The 15,630-nt window shown below is 38.6% G+C and carries 10 protein-coding genes; 8 read left to right on the top strand and 2 right to left on the bottom strand.

Going from position 1 to position 15,630, the window contains the following annotated elements; all coding sequences use genetic code 11:
- The first annotated feature begins 9 nt into the window (after positions 1–9).
- The 8 genes from L2B55_RS08840 to L2B55_RS08875 all read left to right on the top strand — a co-directional run bounded on the left by L2B55_RS08840 (position 10) and on the right by L2B55_RS08875 (position 14,619).
- Positions 10–1,455, top strand: a complete 1,446-nt coding sequence (locus L2B55_RS08840) for a RagB/SusD family nutrient uptake outer membrane protein (RefSeq protein ID WP_237850171.1) — start codon at positions 10–12, stop codon at positions 1,453–1,455.
- 20 nt (positions 1,456–1,475) lie between these two features.
- Positions 1,476–2,861, top strand: a complete 1,386-nt coding sequence (locus L2B55_RS08845) for a substrate import-associated zinc metallohydrolase lipoprotein (protein ID WP_237850172.1) — start codon at positions 1,476–1,478, stop codon at positions 2,859–2,861.
- A gap of 26 nt (positions 2,862–2,887) precedes the next feature.
- Entirely contained in the window at positions 2,888–4,201 is a 1,314-nt protein-coding gene (locus L2B55_RS08850) for a DUF4302 domain-containing protein (RefSeq protein ID WP_237850173.1), read from the top strand.
- A 304-nt stretch (positions 4,202–4,505) separates the two neighbouring features.
- Positions 4,506–8,615 carry a putative Ig domain-containing protein gene (locus L2B55_RS08855; RefSeq protein WP_237850174.1) on the top strand — a complete coding sequence of 1,370 codons (4,110 nt, stop codon included), beginning with the start codon at positions 4,506–4,508 and terminating at the stop codon, positions 8,613–8,615.
- A gap of 11 nt (positions 8,616–8,626) precedes the next feature.
- The gene (locus tag L2B55_RS08860; protein ID WP_237850175.1) at positions 8,627–9,538 is read left to right on the top strand and encodes a PorP/SprF family type IX secretion system membrane protein; all 912 of its coding nucleotides are present in this window, start codon (positions 8,627–8,629) and stop codon (positions 9,536–9,538) included.
- 672 nt (positions 9,539–10,210) lie between these two features.
- Positions 10,211–11,992 carry a patatin-like phospholipase family protein gene (locus L2B55_RS08865; RefSeq protein ID WP_237850176.1) on the top strand — a complete coding sequence of 594 codons (1,782 nt, stop codon included), beginning with the start codon at positions 10,211–10,213 and terminating at the stop codon, positions 11,990–11,992.
- Positions 11,993–12,117: 125 nt separating this feature from the next.
- The gene (locus L2B55_RS08870) at positions 12,118–13,059 is read left to right on the top strand and encodes a C40 family peptidase (RefSeq protein ID WP_237850177.1); all 942 of its coding nucleotides are present in this window, start codon (positions 12,118–12,120) and stop codon (positions 13,057–13,059) included.
- Between the two features lie 87 nt (positions 13,060–13,146).
- On the top strand, positions 13,147–14,619 hold the full coding sequence (locus tag L2B55_RS08875; RefSeq protein ID WP_237850178.1) for a membrane dipeptidase: 1,473 nt from the start codon (positions 13,147–13,149) through the stop codon (positions 14,617–14,619).
- A gap of 204 nt (positions 14,620–14,823) precedes the next feature.
- On the opposite strand, the gene L2B55_RS08880 is transcribed toward L2B55_RS08875, so the two are convergent.
- Positions 14,824–15,153 (bottom strand): iron-sulfur cluster assembly protein, encoded by a 330-nt coding sequence (locus L2B55_RS08880; protein WP_237850179.1) that lies wholly within the window; start codon positions 15,151–15,153, stop codon positions 14,824–14,826.
- Between the two features lie 37 nt (positions 15,154–15,190).
- Positions 15,191–15,628: a SufE family protein gene (locus L2B55_RS08885; protein ID WP_237850180.1), complete on the bottom strand. Its 438-nt coding sequence runs from the start codon at positions 15,626–15,628 to the stop codon at positions 15,191–15,193.
- Between the last annotated feature and the right edge of the window lie 2 nt (positions 15,629–15,630).

Genomic DNA, 15,630 nt, shown 5'->3' on the forward strand with positions numbered 1-15,630 from the left:
CTGAAGGTAATGAAAAATAAAACTATATACGGGATATTGGGACTACCATTGATTGCCCTATTAATAGGGGGCTGTTCTCAATATTTTGAAGTCAATCCGGATATGCGAACCGAATTAAATACGGCTGATAAAGTGGGCCAATTGTTGGTTACGGCTTATCCTACTTCTGATTATTTATTGTTTACGGAGGCGGCATCTGATTATGCAATTGATAGAGGTCCGGGTAGCTATTCACGCGATGATATTGCCAGAGAAAGTTACTTATGGACCGATATTCCAGAGATGGATGGTAAGAATACGCCCAATACCTATTGGCTAGCCATGTATAGAACTATTGCTGCTGCAAATCAGGCTATAGAAGCTGTTGATGACAATAATTTTGGAGTAAAGGGACAACAGTACAAAGGAGAGGCCTTGCTGTGCAGGGCTTATGCACACTTCATGCTTGTTTCCATATTTTCAAAAGCATACCATATTAACGGAGATAATTCCTCAATGGGAATTCCTTATCTAACAGTTCCTGAAAAAGTAGCTTTTAAGGATTATGACCGGGGTACTGTAGCTTCTGTTTATGAAAATATTGAGAAGGATTTGGTGGAAGGAATGAAATTAATAAAGGGTCTTACATTTAAGTCTCCCAAGTTTCATTTTAATATGCAAGCTGCAAATGCTTTTGCTGCCAGGTTTTATCTTTTTAAAGGCGATTACGATAAAGTAATTGAATATTCCAGTGCCATTTTTCCGGAGAATAATTTTAGACCGAATTTACGACCCGTGGGAACAAGAATGAAGAACAATAGCAATACCTTTACCCCTATATTTACAGGTACCCAGGAAAATTTTAACCTTTTACTGACAAATGTGACCAGTTCTTTTGCAATGACCTTCGGATCGAGCCGTTACGGTTTCGGCAAAGATGCAAGGCGCTTCTTAGATACTGTTACTGTAGCAGGAAAACCTTTCTCTAATTATTTTCTTACTATATCGGGAACTGAAGATAAGCTTTTAGTTGCTAAATACACTACCAATACTCCTACTACGGTTCAATGTCTGTTTTCTGCCGATGAGGCCTTAATGAATAGGGCTGAAGCCTATATTAATAAAGGTAATTACGAATTGGCATTAAATGACCTTAATGATTTTGCTGCTGTTCGAATTGTGAATTACGATGCTGGCACGGATGTAATTACCGAAAGTAAAGTGTTAAGCTTCTATAAAACGACCGACCTAAAGGAAGGCTTAATGAAAACCCTATTGGATTTTAAGAAACAGGGATTTGTTCAGGAAGGTATTCGTTGGTTTGATATCAACCGGTTGGGGATAGAAATTATTCACAGGGTTTATAATGATAATTACAACGCAACGTATGATGTGTTAAAAAAAGATGACTTGCGTCGTGTTTTTCAATTGCCCCCAAGTGTAACACTTTCCGGTTTACCTAAAAATCCTAGATAATAACACATAAAAAGATGATTATGAAAAGATTTCACATCATATTTTCACTGCTGGTTATTCTTGCAGTAGCAGGATGTAAAAAGGATGAAATAGTTGATTTTAAATTTAATAAAGACCTTGATTATACACCAACAGATTTCGATAAATGGCTTACAGAGAATTTTTTAGATCCTGCCAATATAGAAGTTGTATATCGTTATGACAGATATAAAGACGATGTATATATGAATCTTACGCCTCCAACAGAAGCCAAGGCAAAGGAACAGATGATTCAGGTTTTGGATTTGTACTTAATGCCATACCAAAACGCTGCTGGTAAAATATTTATTAGTAAATATGCGCCTAAGCAGTGGGTTTTATCCGGATCATGGCATTACGATCCAAATGATGGTTCGAGAATTCTGGGTATATCAACCGGAGGCAGAAATATCACCTTATACGAGGTAAATACTATAAATAGTACTGATATTGATGGGCTTAAGGCGAGACTGAAGACTATCCACCACGAATTTAGCCATACCTTGACTCAAGTTCAGTTGTTTCCTGAAGAATTTCAAAATATTTCCTTAACAGATTATGTGTCAGATTGGCGGAGTACTTTTTACCATCCCGATAAGGAAAACGATTCATTAGGCTTTATTTCTAGATATTCCAGATCGAGTTTTATTGAAGATTTTGCCGAAACTGCAGGTTTTTTGATAAGTCATGGCCAGCTATGGTATGATAATAAAGCAAAAAATTGTCCTAAAAATGGCTATGACAAATTGAAGAGAAAAGAAGCCGCTGTAGTTAACTTTTGGAGAGATAAGTTTGGGGTTGATTTTAGAAAATTACAACGGGAAGTAGCCTATAGCCTTTATAATAATTATAATGATAAAAGTTCGCAAAGTTTAGAATACTGGTTGTTAAACCAAGGTCTGTTTGTTAAAGACCTGAGTTTGAACACGGCTGCTTATTCTTCGGATATTAGAACACGTGTTGAGGCCTTTAAAGCTGCTGTGCTTGCTTATAGTACAGTTAGTAAATATACTGTTCAAGACCTGGTTTTTATGTTTAACCCAACTGGCAATTCTTTAATAGTCAGAGTTCCTTATAAATCAGGTACAGCTCCGGTTAGTAATGCCGACTACAACTTTACCTATAGTTTAGATCCTGTTACACATAAGATCACTTTTACAAAAGCTGCGCAAGGTACGGGAGCTACTTATACTAACGCCAATATGTTTATGACTTCTTTTATGGCTAATATCTCTAATTATCTAACCAGTTCCACATTTATAATGGATTGGTCTATAGGTAAGGGGCTTACGCGTCGCGATGAAGGATATTTTACTTCTGGTGGTATTTATAGAGATGGTGAGCTTAATAGCTATATAAACTTTCCATTAGTGAAAATAACAAAATAGATTGAACATAGAATAGTAAAATGATTATGAGAAATTTATATAAATTCTTGTTCGTTATCCTCATTTTAACAACAAGCTGTAAAAGGGAACTCGATCTAACTTTTGGTACGACTCCTGATGAACGCATGAACGCGCTACAAAAAGAATACAAGCAGGAACTTGTAAGTGCTGAATATGGCTGGAAAGTTTTAAATGAAACCTATTCAAAAGGGAATTATGGATACTATATGGATTTTGACGTTAATGGAAAAGACAGAGTTCGTATGGTTTCAGACATTAATACCAATAGTAGCACTCAACTACAAGAATCGGCATATAGGGTTAAAATTGTAAATGCCCCAATGCTTTCGTTCGAGACCTACAATTACCTTCATTTGCTAAATGACCCTAATCCAGGAGTAATGGGCGGGACTGCAGGAAGAGGCTTACAAGCAGATATAGAATTTGATTTTAAGCGGTCTAACGGTGATACTGTCTTTTTAAAGGGTAGAAAAAACGGTACACAAATGATATTGGTTAAAGCCACTAAGGAAGAACAAGAGCTTTATTTAAATGGCGGTTATTTAGCTGCTATTAATAAAGTAAAGCAAATTTTTGCCAATAATATGGTTTCTACGTTCGAATTAAATGATGTTACCTATCAGATTGTGCCTGTTGTATCGAATAAGCGGATTCAAGTAATCGGGAAGGTCAATAATAAAATCCAGATAACCGATCAGGCTTTTTCTTTTGCGATCGATGGCCTTGAAATCCCCAGAGGATTAAAGGTAGGAAACAAATTGATTAATAAACTGCTGATGTTGGGTGACAAGTTTTATGCCATAACACAAAGTGGAGAAAAGATAGCTGTCAACGGTACATCGACCCCACCAATACCTATAAATGAAATGATGGGTGTGGGTTATAAGGGTCTCATAATCAATTACCCTAATATTAATCTAGGGACCTCCACTGCAGGCGCTGCTTTAATTCAAAGATTCTGGACTCATGGGACGGTTGTTACTAATCCACCTTATTTCAATATTTTTATGAAGATAGATTGGGATACTTACAACAAAAAAATAAAACTTACAGGGAATATAACTAATATGTATAGTGATTATCCGTCAATAATTACATATGACTATACCTTTGATCCAGCTACGGGGTACTATAAATTGAGCAATAGATCATTATATGATCAGTATAATGTTCGTGCTTGGAGGTATTTGGATCAGATGGAGAATTTCTTTTTAAATAGTCAGTTTAAATTGGATTATCATGTTGAAGGCGGAAATATTTATGGGAAAATTACAGGTGTAGAACGCCCTGATGTTGCCATGACCTTTGTATTGTATTAAAAGATATTTGGTTATAAAACTAAGATGCTGTCTCAAAAGTAATTTTGGGACAGCATCTTAATCTCTTAAACTGAGTGCTCTGATAGCTACCGAATTTGTTTCCTATTGATTTCAAAGGATTATACTAATCGTCATGATTTTGCTTTAAGCAGAATGTTGACCCCTGAGTGCCTGATTTAAAATAACATAAAATCAGGGGAGTATTGTCACGAAATCTATTGAGACATTATAGAGGTTTCAAGCCATAAATCTGAGCTTTTCGAGAAAATATTTATGTGTTTAAAATATAACAACAAAACTTAACATGACGCATATATACAACGATAAATCAACTATTGAAAAACTTTATTTTCAATTTGTTGATACGATTAAAAGAGGTTTATCTACCTCTTTAAACGTAAAAGCAACTCGTTTGCTACTTTGTGCATTTTTTTTACTCGCAACCAGCTTTAATACGGTTTTTGCCAATATGAAGCTGGTTGATTATAATGGTGACGGAGCTATAGACCTTACTGCGGCAACTATAACAATTACACCAGCTTCACTAGCAGCAGGTACGATAGCCACATCTTATACTTCAACTACTATAACGGCTACTGGCGGTACTGCTCCTTATACTTATGCAATTACTGCCGGAGCATTGCCGACTGGTTTGGCTTTGTCTACAAGCGGAACACTATCAGGTACCCCAACTGTCGGCGGAACTTTTAATTTTACAATAACGGCAACGGATGCTTCAGGGAGTACTGGGTCAAAAACCTATACACTCACCGTAAATGCAAGGGTAGGTATATCCTATACTCAAACAATTACAGCATCAGGCGGTACAGCTCCATATTTGTATGCAATTACAGCAGGAGCATTGCCGGCCGGGTTGTCTTTATCTTCAAGCGGAACACTATCCGGTACCCCGACTGCAGGCGGAACTTTTAATTTTACAGTTACAGCGACAGATGCATTAGGGGTTCCGTTGGATCAACCCTACACGCTTGTGGTAAATACGCCAAGTTTTGGAATTACTGGATTTTTACCGGATGGCACGGTGGATGTATCTTATAATAAATCTTTAGGGTTTTCTGGCGGTACAGCTCCTTATACTTTTTCAATTGCTTCTGGAATATTGCCGCCCGGGTTGTCTTTGTCGTCAGCGTCAGGCGGAGCGCTATCCGGTATCCCGACCTCCGCCGGAACTTACTCTGTTGCAATAATGGGTACGGATGCTTCAACGGGTACTGGACCTTATTCAAGGACACAAACAGTCTTAACATTTAAGATACTTCCCGCAACTGGGCCAGCGATAACAATTGCACCGACTTCGACATCGCTTGCAACAGCTACGGCACCTTCACCTTATGTTTCAACTGCTATAACGGCTGCAGGCGGTACTGCTCCTTATACTTATGCAATTACTTCAGGAGCATTACCGGCTGGTATGTCTTTGTCCTCGAGCGGAACACTATCGGGAACCCCGACTGCCGTCGGAGCTTTTAATTTTATAGTAACGGCAACGGATGCTTCTACTTTTACAGGGTCAAGAGGCTATTCACTTACCGTAAATTCGCCAGTATCCGTAGCCACTACTTTACCTAATGGTACAGCAGGGTCAGCTTATACTAAAAGTATTACGGCATCAGGCGGTACTGCACCTTATTCTTATACAATTTCTGCAGGAGTATTGCCGGACGGGTTGACTTTGTCTTCAAACGGAACACTATCGGGTACTCCAACAGCCGGCGGGACTTTTACTTTTACAGTAAAGGCGACGGATGCTTCAACAGGTACTGGTGCGCCATATTCGGGGTCAAAAACCTATACACTTACTATATCTGCTGGGCCAACGATAACAATAACACCAACTTCGCTAACAGTAGCTACAGTAGCGTCAGCTTATAGTAAAAGTATAACGGCTTCAGGCGGTACGTCTCCTTATACTTATTCAGTTACTACTGGGGCATTGCCAGCCGGACTGTCTTTGTCTTCTAGCGGAACATTATCGGGTACACCGACTGCCGGCGGGACTTTTAATTTTACAGTGAAAGCAACGGACGCAGGATCCTTTACAGGGACAACAGCATATACGCTTACTGTGAATGCGCCAACGATAACAATTACACCAACTTCGCTAACAGCAGGTATGGTTGGTTCAGTTTATAATCAAAGTATAACGGTTTCAGGCGGTACCGCTCCTTATACTTATTCGATTTCTGCAGGATCATTACCTGACGGGTTGACTTTGTCTCCAGACGGAACACTATCCGGTACCCCTACGACCACTGGAACGTTTAATTTTACATTAAAGGCGACGGATGCTTCAACGGGGGCAGGGCCTTATACGGAGATAAGTACCTATACATTTACCGTTAATTCGATAACAATTACACCGCCTTCACTACCTGAAGGTAGGGAAGCTTCACCGTATAATCAAAGTATAACGGCTTCAGGTGGTACAGCTCCTTATACTTATACAATTACAGCAGGAGTTTTACCAGCAGGCTTAACCTTGTCTTCAAGCGGAACACTATCGGGTACTCCGACTTCCAGCGGAACTTCTACTTTTACAGTAACGGCGACAGATGCTTCAACGGGCTCGGGAGCGCCTTATAAGGGGTCAAGTGTCTATACACTTAGCATACTTACCATAACTGCACCAACGATAACAATTGCACCCACTTCGCTAACAGCAGCTACAGTAGCTTCAGCTTATAATCAAAGTATAACGGCTTCAGGCGGTACGTCTCCTTATACTTATGCTGTTACTACAGGGGCTTTACCAGCAGGCTTAACCTTGTCTTCAAGCGGAACACTATCCGGTACTCCTACCTCAGGCGGAAATTTTAATTTTACAGTAACGGCGACGGATGCAGGATCCTTTACAGGGACAAACACATATACGCTTACCGTAAATGCGCCAACGATAACAATTACACCCACTTCGCTAACCGCAGGCACAGTAGCTTCTCCTTATAACCAAAGTATAACGGCTACAGGCGGTACAGCTCCTTATTCTTATGCTGTTATTGCAGGAGCTTTACCAGCAGGCTTAACCTTGTCTCCAAGCGGAACACTATCGGGTACACCAACTTCCAACGGAACTTCTACTTTTACAGTAACGGCGACGGATGCTTCAACGGGTACAGGTGCACCTTATACGAAGCTAATAAACTACTCCCTTACCGTAAATAAAGAAGAGCAAACAATCTCATTTACCTCATTGCCTGCAAAAATATATGGAGATGCAGATTTCAATTTAACTGGAAATGCAAGTTCTGGGTTAGCTGTAAACTATGCGTCGAGTGATCCATCTGTAGCATCAATTAGTGGAAATACAGTTAGTATTCGTAAAGCTGGAAGTGTTACAATAACTGCAAGTCAAGCAGGTAATTCAGTTTACAATGCAGCTCCTGCAATACAACAAACTTTAACGATCAGTCCGAAAGCGATCACCGTAACAGCCGATGCGAAGAGTAAAACTTATGGAGATGCCGATCCGGCTTTGACCTACGCAGCAGTTACCGGTTTAATTAACGGTGATGTTTTAACGGGAAGTTTAAATCGTTCGCCAGGCAACAATGGCGGTTCTTATAGTATCAATCAAGGTACGTTGACAGCCGGTAATAATTATATTCTGAATTACCAGCCTGCGAATCTGACAATTGCTAAAGCTGTATTAACCGTTACAGCTGAAAACAAGCAAACTTGTCAAGGCCCTTTACCCGCTCTAACCGTAAATTATAGTGGATTTAAAAATGGAGATGGAATCAATAGTTTGCAAACAGCGCCAGCGGTTAATACCACTGCAAATTCAACTTCGGAAGCTGGTAATTATACGCTAACTCCAGAAGGTGCTGCCTCCAACAATTACACGTTTGTTTATGTAAATGGAGTATTAACAATTAACGCTTTACCTCAGGTAAGTATTAGCAGTAACAAACCTCAGCAAATTTCTAAGGGAGATATTGTTGAGTTGAAAGCTCAAGGAAATGCCAGTTATTATTTTTGGGCCGAAGCAGAGGGTATACAAAGTAATAAAAATGCTGCCGTGTTAACTGTTCGTCCTTTGCAGACCACTACTTACAAAGTAATGGCCTTTAATAGAGACGGTTGCAATACCGAGCAGGTTATTACCATCGAAGTAATTGAAGATTTTAAATTAGATGTTACTAACGTAATCACCCCTAATGGAGACGGTTACAACGATAAATGGCTGGTAAGAAACATTGACCTCTATCCGAATAACCAGGTGAAAATCTTTGATAAAGCGGGTAGGATCATTTATACGAAAACGGGCTATTTAAATGAATGGGACGGTACTTTGAATGGACAGCCTTTGCACGAAGACACCTATTACTATCTCATTGATCTGGGCAACGGGTCAAAATTGTATAAGGGTTATATTACTATTGTTCGCAACTAACAGAATTCAACATGAGATCACAATTAAAAACTATAAATAAAAGTGTTGTATTATTAATCTTGTTGCTGGGCGGAGTTGTTTGTTCCGTTCAGGCTCAACACAATGTCAGTCCGGCGCAGTTTTTCTTTAATCAGTATCAAGCTAATGCAGCTATGGCAGGAATTGACTCAGGGTTAAATGTTAATCTTTCCTATAGTAAGCACTACGATAATATGCCTGGTGCTCCGGTCAGTAAGTGGCTTAGCGCCGATTATTACCTGGGCAGGCGAGTGGGACTTGGGCTGAATGTGGCCAATCACCAGGCCGGGCTGTTAAACCGCACACGTGCAGCCCTTTCTTATGCCTATCACTTACCATTGAACAGCAATGGGCAATCGCTGCATTTTGGTATTTCGGCTGCGGTGGAGAATAACAGTCTACCAATTAATGATGTGAACGGCAATCCGAACGATCCATATCTGGCTAATTATAATTCAAGAGGTGCTTACATTGACGGTGATTTTGGGATGGCCTATACTGCAAATGCATTAACCGTTCAGGTAGCTATACCGACTATTCGCAATTATATAGTGAAGGATACCTACAATACGGTTGACCAGGGTGTGCTTTATTCTGCAGCATCATATAAAATCGGGTTGGGTGAAAAATTAAATTGCCTGGAGCCAAAACTGGCTTATACAATGGTGAAAGGGAATAGTGATATTTGGGATGCAGGTGTTGATCTTAAGTGGGCCAACAATCTGGCGGATATCCAAGCGGTTTACCATTCTACCCAGAGCTATACCGTAGGCTTAGGTGTAAAGCTGCTTTCGCGTATGCAGTTGCTGGCCCTTTATACCTCGGGAACCAAAGCATTGAGAACCTATACAGATGGAAATCTTTCATTAAATATGAAAGTTGCTCTGTTTAGGCGAAAAATGTAATTCAAATGATCAACAACCGACAGTATGGGCTTGTTGTAAAAACAAAATACGTTCAGTTGTTTTAAATAAAATTTTGAAACAAAAGAGGTATTGTTTTATAAAGGTTATAAAACAAAAGGCCGTCTCAAAAGCAATTTTGGGACGGCTTTTTAGCTTGCTTTCTGAAAGCTCTGATAGCTACTGAATATCCCAGAGCCCATGTTTTAATATAGGTTACAGCAGAATAACTTTGCAACATTCCGCAGTCAAGTTATTGAAATGTCCCCAATCCTGAATCTGCGGGTTGACTGATGGTTGGTTTGAATTTGGAGTGCTTTCTAATAATTGAATTAGAAAACACAAATTCGAACTAACGCATTGTCAAAATGAACAAGCAAGGCTAAAATTCCATTGTTGAGAAAATGGCGATAAGCGGCTAAATGTGATTAACTTGAACTAAGTTCGAATCACCAACTCAAAGGGAGTGTGCTTGTTTACATAAACCCATCATATACAGTTAATTATACTTTTTATTGCTTTTGCTATTTGAATCAAATGTGGTATATTTAATCATATCTATAGCATCATTGCCTTTTCTACCATTCTTTAACTGTTAACTTTTCATTTTCTATATATTCTAAAACGGAAGTAGCCGAAAATCCGCAGAAGAGTAGGTGTTTTGTACATAAATCTATGGGAACTTTTCATTTGGCCTTATCAATGGCCGGCACAGTATCAGCGGGTACTTATACTGGTGGCACCCTAGTAGAACTAAATAATTGGTTAGCTAATTGGCAAAATATCCGTACCGCTAAAAATGGAATTAAATTAAAAGCTATAAAAGATACCGCTAATTTCAAAAAAGGTGATTTAATTACAATCGCTAAAGAGGAAATACCTGATCATCATGTAAAAATAAAGACTCTCACAGGAGCATCTGGAGGGGGTATCAGTGCCGCATTATTTATGTTGGGGTTAACAACTGACAAAGTTGAAGAATTTCTAAGAGATACCTGGACGGAAATTGATGTCAGGGGAATGTTAGACTCGGATGATTTAGAGAGAAAAAAAATCTACTCACTTCTTAATGTTAAACCGATTGATGATTTGGTTCAAAAATTAAGAAATGAAAGGTGGTCGTCAGAAAATTATGCAGAAGGTCTTGATTACCTTTCTGATAATATTGAAATCTTCCTGACATTAGCTTCTTATGAGGGTATTCCATTTAAGATTTCTCCTGTTCAGGCGAATAATGTTTCTTATGGTATTCAAAAAACTCATTTAGACTATATAAAATTCAATTTTTCAAAAAACCAAGATTTCCCTGATCTTTCAAGTATTCAATATTTACCATGGGGGTATCAGCTCTTTTTCCGGAAAAACGAGTACTTTAAGAATGATAATAATTGGTTAAAACTTATTGAAAGCGCTCCTGCCACTGCAGCTTTCCCTTTTGGGTTTAAGCCTCGCTCGTTAAAGCGATTAAGAAAGGAGTATACTGGAAAATTATTTTATTTAGGTTATACCATTTCAGGATCCAAAATAGACTATTCAACTCTCGACCCGGAATGGCCGTGTGGCAACCCGGATGATGATTTTGAAATGGAATATATTGATGGGGGCACTTTTAATAGGGATCCGCATGATTTAGCCCGGGCGTCATTAATGCAATCTTTAGGCATAAAAGGCCAGATACCCCACGATGGTATAAATACAAATGCTTGTGTAATACTTTTAGACCCTTTCCCAACTAATTTTGATTTACAAAAAAAGCCTGGCGATACAGTAATCGGCATTCCTTCTTTATTTAAGCAACCTCAATATTTTGTTGGTTCAACTGTTGATCAAGGACGTTTCAGGCCTGATTGGATTGAAAAGGCTGTAGATAATACTTACTATTCCCGTTTTTTTATTTCTCCAACTCGTAGAGATTCAGCTAATCAAGAAGCTGCTTTGCCATTAGCGGCAGGGTTGTTAGGCGCATTTTCTGGCTTTTTAGATCAAAGCTTTAGAGAGCATGATTATAAATTGGGTCGATATAATACTTATCAATTCCTCTCAAATTACTTCTGTGTACCTGAAACAAATAAAGAAATTACCTATTGTCAAAACGCCTCTCCTGCAACCAAAGAAAAATATGAAGCAATAGGATGGTATATCCCTAATAATAGTAATGGGTTGTGTCAAATAATCCCAAGAACAGAAGAGCCTGGTTTAATAAATTCCTTACAGCCTCCGGTATGGCCCTCAATGTCATTGGATAAATGGGAAGAATTAAGAGCTATGGCATTAAATAGAGCCAAAAGGCTTTGTGACTCAATGACAGATTTTAGTTTGCCCTTAGAAATGATTGCAGATCCTTTGATTTGGCATAAATATGTAAAGTCCAGGGCTGAAGAGCAATTAAATACAATAGAGAAAGAGCTGATTAAATACGGATTACTTAGAAAAGAACATAATTCATTTCCTTCTTGATTGGGTGACTTTATGATTGCTTCCAAATAGTGGAAGCATAGCAGGGACTGGTTCCCTTCAGGGTCACCATTCAATAGAATTTCCTGACAATAACTTAAGTTTTTTATCACTAAACTATAGATTTTATGTCACGTCAATTAATATTAGATATGGCCTCTTCCCAAAATGGGGTCAAAGAAAGTCCTGCTAATTCCAATAAAACAATTTATGGTCAGTGGTATGGACTGGATGGAGTAAAGTGGTGCTGCATATTTGTTAGCTGGGTCTATCATCATGCAGGTCATTCACTGGAATCAATAGATAGGCCAAAGGGCTATCAATCGTGTCAATCGGGGTTTAATTTTTGGAAAAGAAATAACTGTATAGTAAAAAAACCTCAGCCAGGTGACATTGTTTTGTATGATTGGACTGGCAATGGAATCTGTGATCACACTGGAATCTTTGTAAAGTGGATGGACCCTGAAAAAACTGTACTACAAGCTTGGGAGGGAAATACAGCTCAAGGCAATGATAGCGATGGTGGTCAGGTGATGTTGAGGGAAAGGAAAAAAAACTTAGTGAAAGCTTTTGTTACTCCCATTGCATTGAAGGAGGAATTGCCTTCTTTTCTCAATGATATTTTAGAAAAGGGTGACATAGGAAGTGATGTTACTGTTCTTCAGAAAATGCTTTATGATTTGGACTTTAAAATTACTGTTGATGGCTTTTTTGGTTCAGAAACAGAAAATATCATTAAACAGTTTCAGCAAATGCACTCCTTGTCCGTTACAGGTATTGTAACGCCGGAATTGTTGGGTGTTATACAGGAAGAAGTGTCCTCGCCCGCTATTCCTGAGAAAAGAATTACAAGTGGGGCTTTTCTTAAAAAGGGGGATAGCGGTAATGTGGTAGTAAGTATTCAGCATGCCCTCAATAGTTTGGGTATTAATCCTGTTCTTGAAGAAGACGGTGTGTTTGGCAATGATACCCTGGCTGCTGTTAAAGCTTTTCAGCAAAAAAAGAATTTGAAACCAGATGGAATTGTGGGCCCTGCAACTTTTGCGGCTCTTGGTTTAAAAGAAGTATGATAGTATCTATCTAATTCTATCCTGGTAAAAAAAATTAGAGCAAAATGTAAAAACCTTAGTTTATAAGCATTCAATTAGTAATTACCGATGAAAACCTTTTATATTGATCTTCACTGTCACCCAGGGATGAGGGCTTATGGGAAAAGCTTTTCTACCGATACTCCTGGTCAAAATACTACTAATAAACAACAAAAACATTCAATTTGGCACTATGACCCACCTACTTTTGGAGACAGGCTTGCTCAGCGAACACTGGGTTTGACAAAATTTTCACAAAGTAACTTTACCGCTTTGTCTTATGGTAGTGCCAGATGTATATGTGCTTCTTTATATTCAGTAGAAAGAGGGTTTGTAAGGTTAACTATTGGAACTGGGTTAGCGGCTGATTTTCTTGCTAATCTAATTTCAGGTCTTGGACCTGCACGGATACAGTTTTTGCAGGCTAATAATGATTATTTCTCTGACCTGGTAGGAGAATACAACTATTACCTGCAATTACATGATAAAGAAATCAGTTTTAGCGATATAAGGCGAAAGTATGTAATGGTAAAAAGTTTTATTGACCTTCAGGAGGCCATGCAGATAAATGAAAACAATATTGGAGTTGAAACAATTTATGTCATTGTAACAATTGAAGGACTGCATGATCTGAATGCCGGAAATGGAAATCCTCCAGATGAAGTTAAGATATTAGAAAATCTTGATAAATTAAAAAATTGGGAGTACAAGCCCTTTTTTGTCACATTTGCGCATCACTTTTACAACGATTTGTGTGGCCATGCGGAAAGCCTTTCTGATTTTTTTCAGGATTTGATGACTAACCAGGAACCAGGCATGAATACCGGGTTTACTGAGCTCGGATGGAAAGTTTTAAAAAAGCTAATTGATAATACTGATGGCAAAAGAATTCTTGTTGATATCAAGCATATGAGCTACTTAGCCAGGAAGGAATATATTAATTTCCTTAAAACGGAGCATGCTGCAGATTACGCTATGAAGAAATTTCCTTTGATTGCCAGTCACGGAGCTTGTAATGGTAAGCAAAGCGGTGAAAATCCTAATCCTACACCAGGTCTTGAACTAACTGCATCGCGGATGTTCGATGGGGATATTAACTTTTATGATGAGGAGATTCTTGAAATTGCAAAAAGTGGTGGCGTCATCGGTCTTCAGCTGGATGAAAGGAGAATCGCCTCAAAACGATTTAAAAATTCCTTGCGTTTAGAATTTGCATCCGCAAGTAAACGTAAACATTCGAATAGTAAAATGGTATGGAACAATATTCAGCACATCGTTCAGTTGCTAGACAAGAATGATCTCTTTGCTTGGGATTGTATTGCTATTGGAAGTGATTTTGATGGTATTATAGATCCAATAAATATGTTTTGGACAGAAGAAGAAATGGACGATCTAGTGCAGTACACAGAACGTCATGCATTCAATTTTTTCAACGATCCAAATACTGTTTTAAAGAACAATTACAACCGAATTGAACCAGCAGAAGTAGTACAAAGAATATTTCAATATAATGCTTTTGAATTTTTCAGAAAGTACTTTTAAAATGAGTTCTTAATAATAAAATAGCTCCACTTAAGTATCCAGCTTTGATGTCTTAATCGTTGAGCGACGTAAAGTTTTTACGAGGAAGATTATACAATTCCCGCTTCGACTTGCAAGTAAGAAGATGGTAGGAGGGGGGACACCGGTCATAGGCGTAGGATTCTCAATTTATTGTTGGTCGTTTTTCTCAAAAGGATGCTTTTGTCACAAAAAACCTAATTCAAGTTTTGCAGCTTCGCTCATCATGTCTTGCGTCCATGGAGGATCGAAGGTTACTTCAACGGTTACATTTTTTACCTCTTCAATAGCTTCTACTTTTCGTTGAACTTCGGCTGGTAATGTTTGGGCTGCGGGGCAAAATGCCGAAGTCAGCGTCATAATCACGTGGACATTCAAATCAATGGAGACCTTTATCTCATAGATCAAACCCAGTTCGTAAATATCGACAGGGATTTCCGGGTCATAACAGGTTTTTATGGCTTCAATAGCTTCCATTTGTACCTCTACGAACGTTTTATGTTGATTTGTGGTCATGTCGGGAATATTAGCTTATTATAATTATCAAAGCCACTTAATTTAGACTTTCCTTGGTTTGATAAGCAAGAGCGTACAATTTCATTTGCTTAATCATAGCAGCAAACCCATTTGACCGCTGAGAACCGACCATGCTTTTCATGCCGATCTTATCGATAAAATATAAGTTTGTATTTAGAATCGCTTCAGGGGAGCGTCCGCTCCATATACGAATTAGCATGCTGATTAACCCTTTAGTAATTTCTGTATTGCTGTCGGCTTTGAAAATGACTTTTCCATCTTTAAAATCAGTTGTCAGCCAAACCTTTGACTGGCAGCCTTTCACAATGAATTCTTCTGTTTTATAACGATCATCAAGGGGAGGGAGCTTGTCACCCAACTCCATTATATAGAAGATAGCGCTTTCCCTGTCGTCACCTAAAAATGAAAATTCTTCAATTATTTCTTCCTGTATATCATTTATTGCTTTAAACATTT

The organism is Solitalea lacus (assembly GCF_022014595.1).
Lineage (GTDB): Bacteria > Bacteroidota > Bacteroidia > Sphingobacteriales > Sphingobacteriaceae > Solitalea > Solitalea lacus.

Bases quoted from the DNA above. Each gene is read 5' to 3' on its own strand.
- L2B55_RS08865 (WP_237850176.1), top strand. From the start codon at position 10,211: ATGGGAACTTTTCATTTGGCCTTATCAATGGCCGGCACAGTATCAGCG.
- L2B55_RS08845 (WP_237850172.1), top strand. From the start codon at position 1,476: ATGAAAAGATTTCACATCATATTTTCACTGCTGGTTATTCTTGCAGTA.
- L2B55_RS08860 (WP_237850175.1), top strand. From the start codon at position 8,627: ATGAGATCACAATTAAAAACTATAAATAAAAGTGTTGTATTATTAATC.
- L2B55_RS08840 (WP_237850171.1), top strand. From the start codon at position 10: ATGAAAAATAAAACTATATACGGGATATTGGGACTACCATTGATTGCC.
- L2B55_RS08880 (WP_237850179.1), bottom strand. From the start codon at position 15,153: ATGACCACAAATCAACATAAAACGTTCGTAGAGGTACAAATGGAAGCT.
- L2B55_RS08875 (WP_237850178.1), top strand. From the start codon at position 13,147: ATGAAAACCTTTTATATTGATCTTCACTGTCACCCAGGGATGAGGGCT.
- L2B55_RS08855 (WP_237850174.1), top strand. From the start codon at position 4,506: ATGACGCATATATACAACGATAAATCAACTATTGAAAAACTTTATTTT.
- L2B55_RS08885 (WP_237850180.1), bottom strand. From the start codon at position 15,628: ATGTTTAAAGCAATAAATGATATACAGGAAGAAATAATTGAAGAATTT.
- L2B55_RS08870 (WP_237850177.1), top strand. From the start codon at position 12,118: ATGTCACGTCAATTAATATTAGATATGGCCTCTTCCCAAAATGGGGTC.
- L2B55_RS08850 (WP_237850173.1), top strand. From the start codon at position 2,888: ATGAGAAATTTATATAAATTCTTGTTCGTTATCCTCATTTTAACAACA.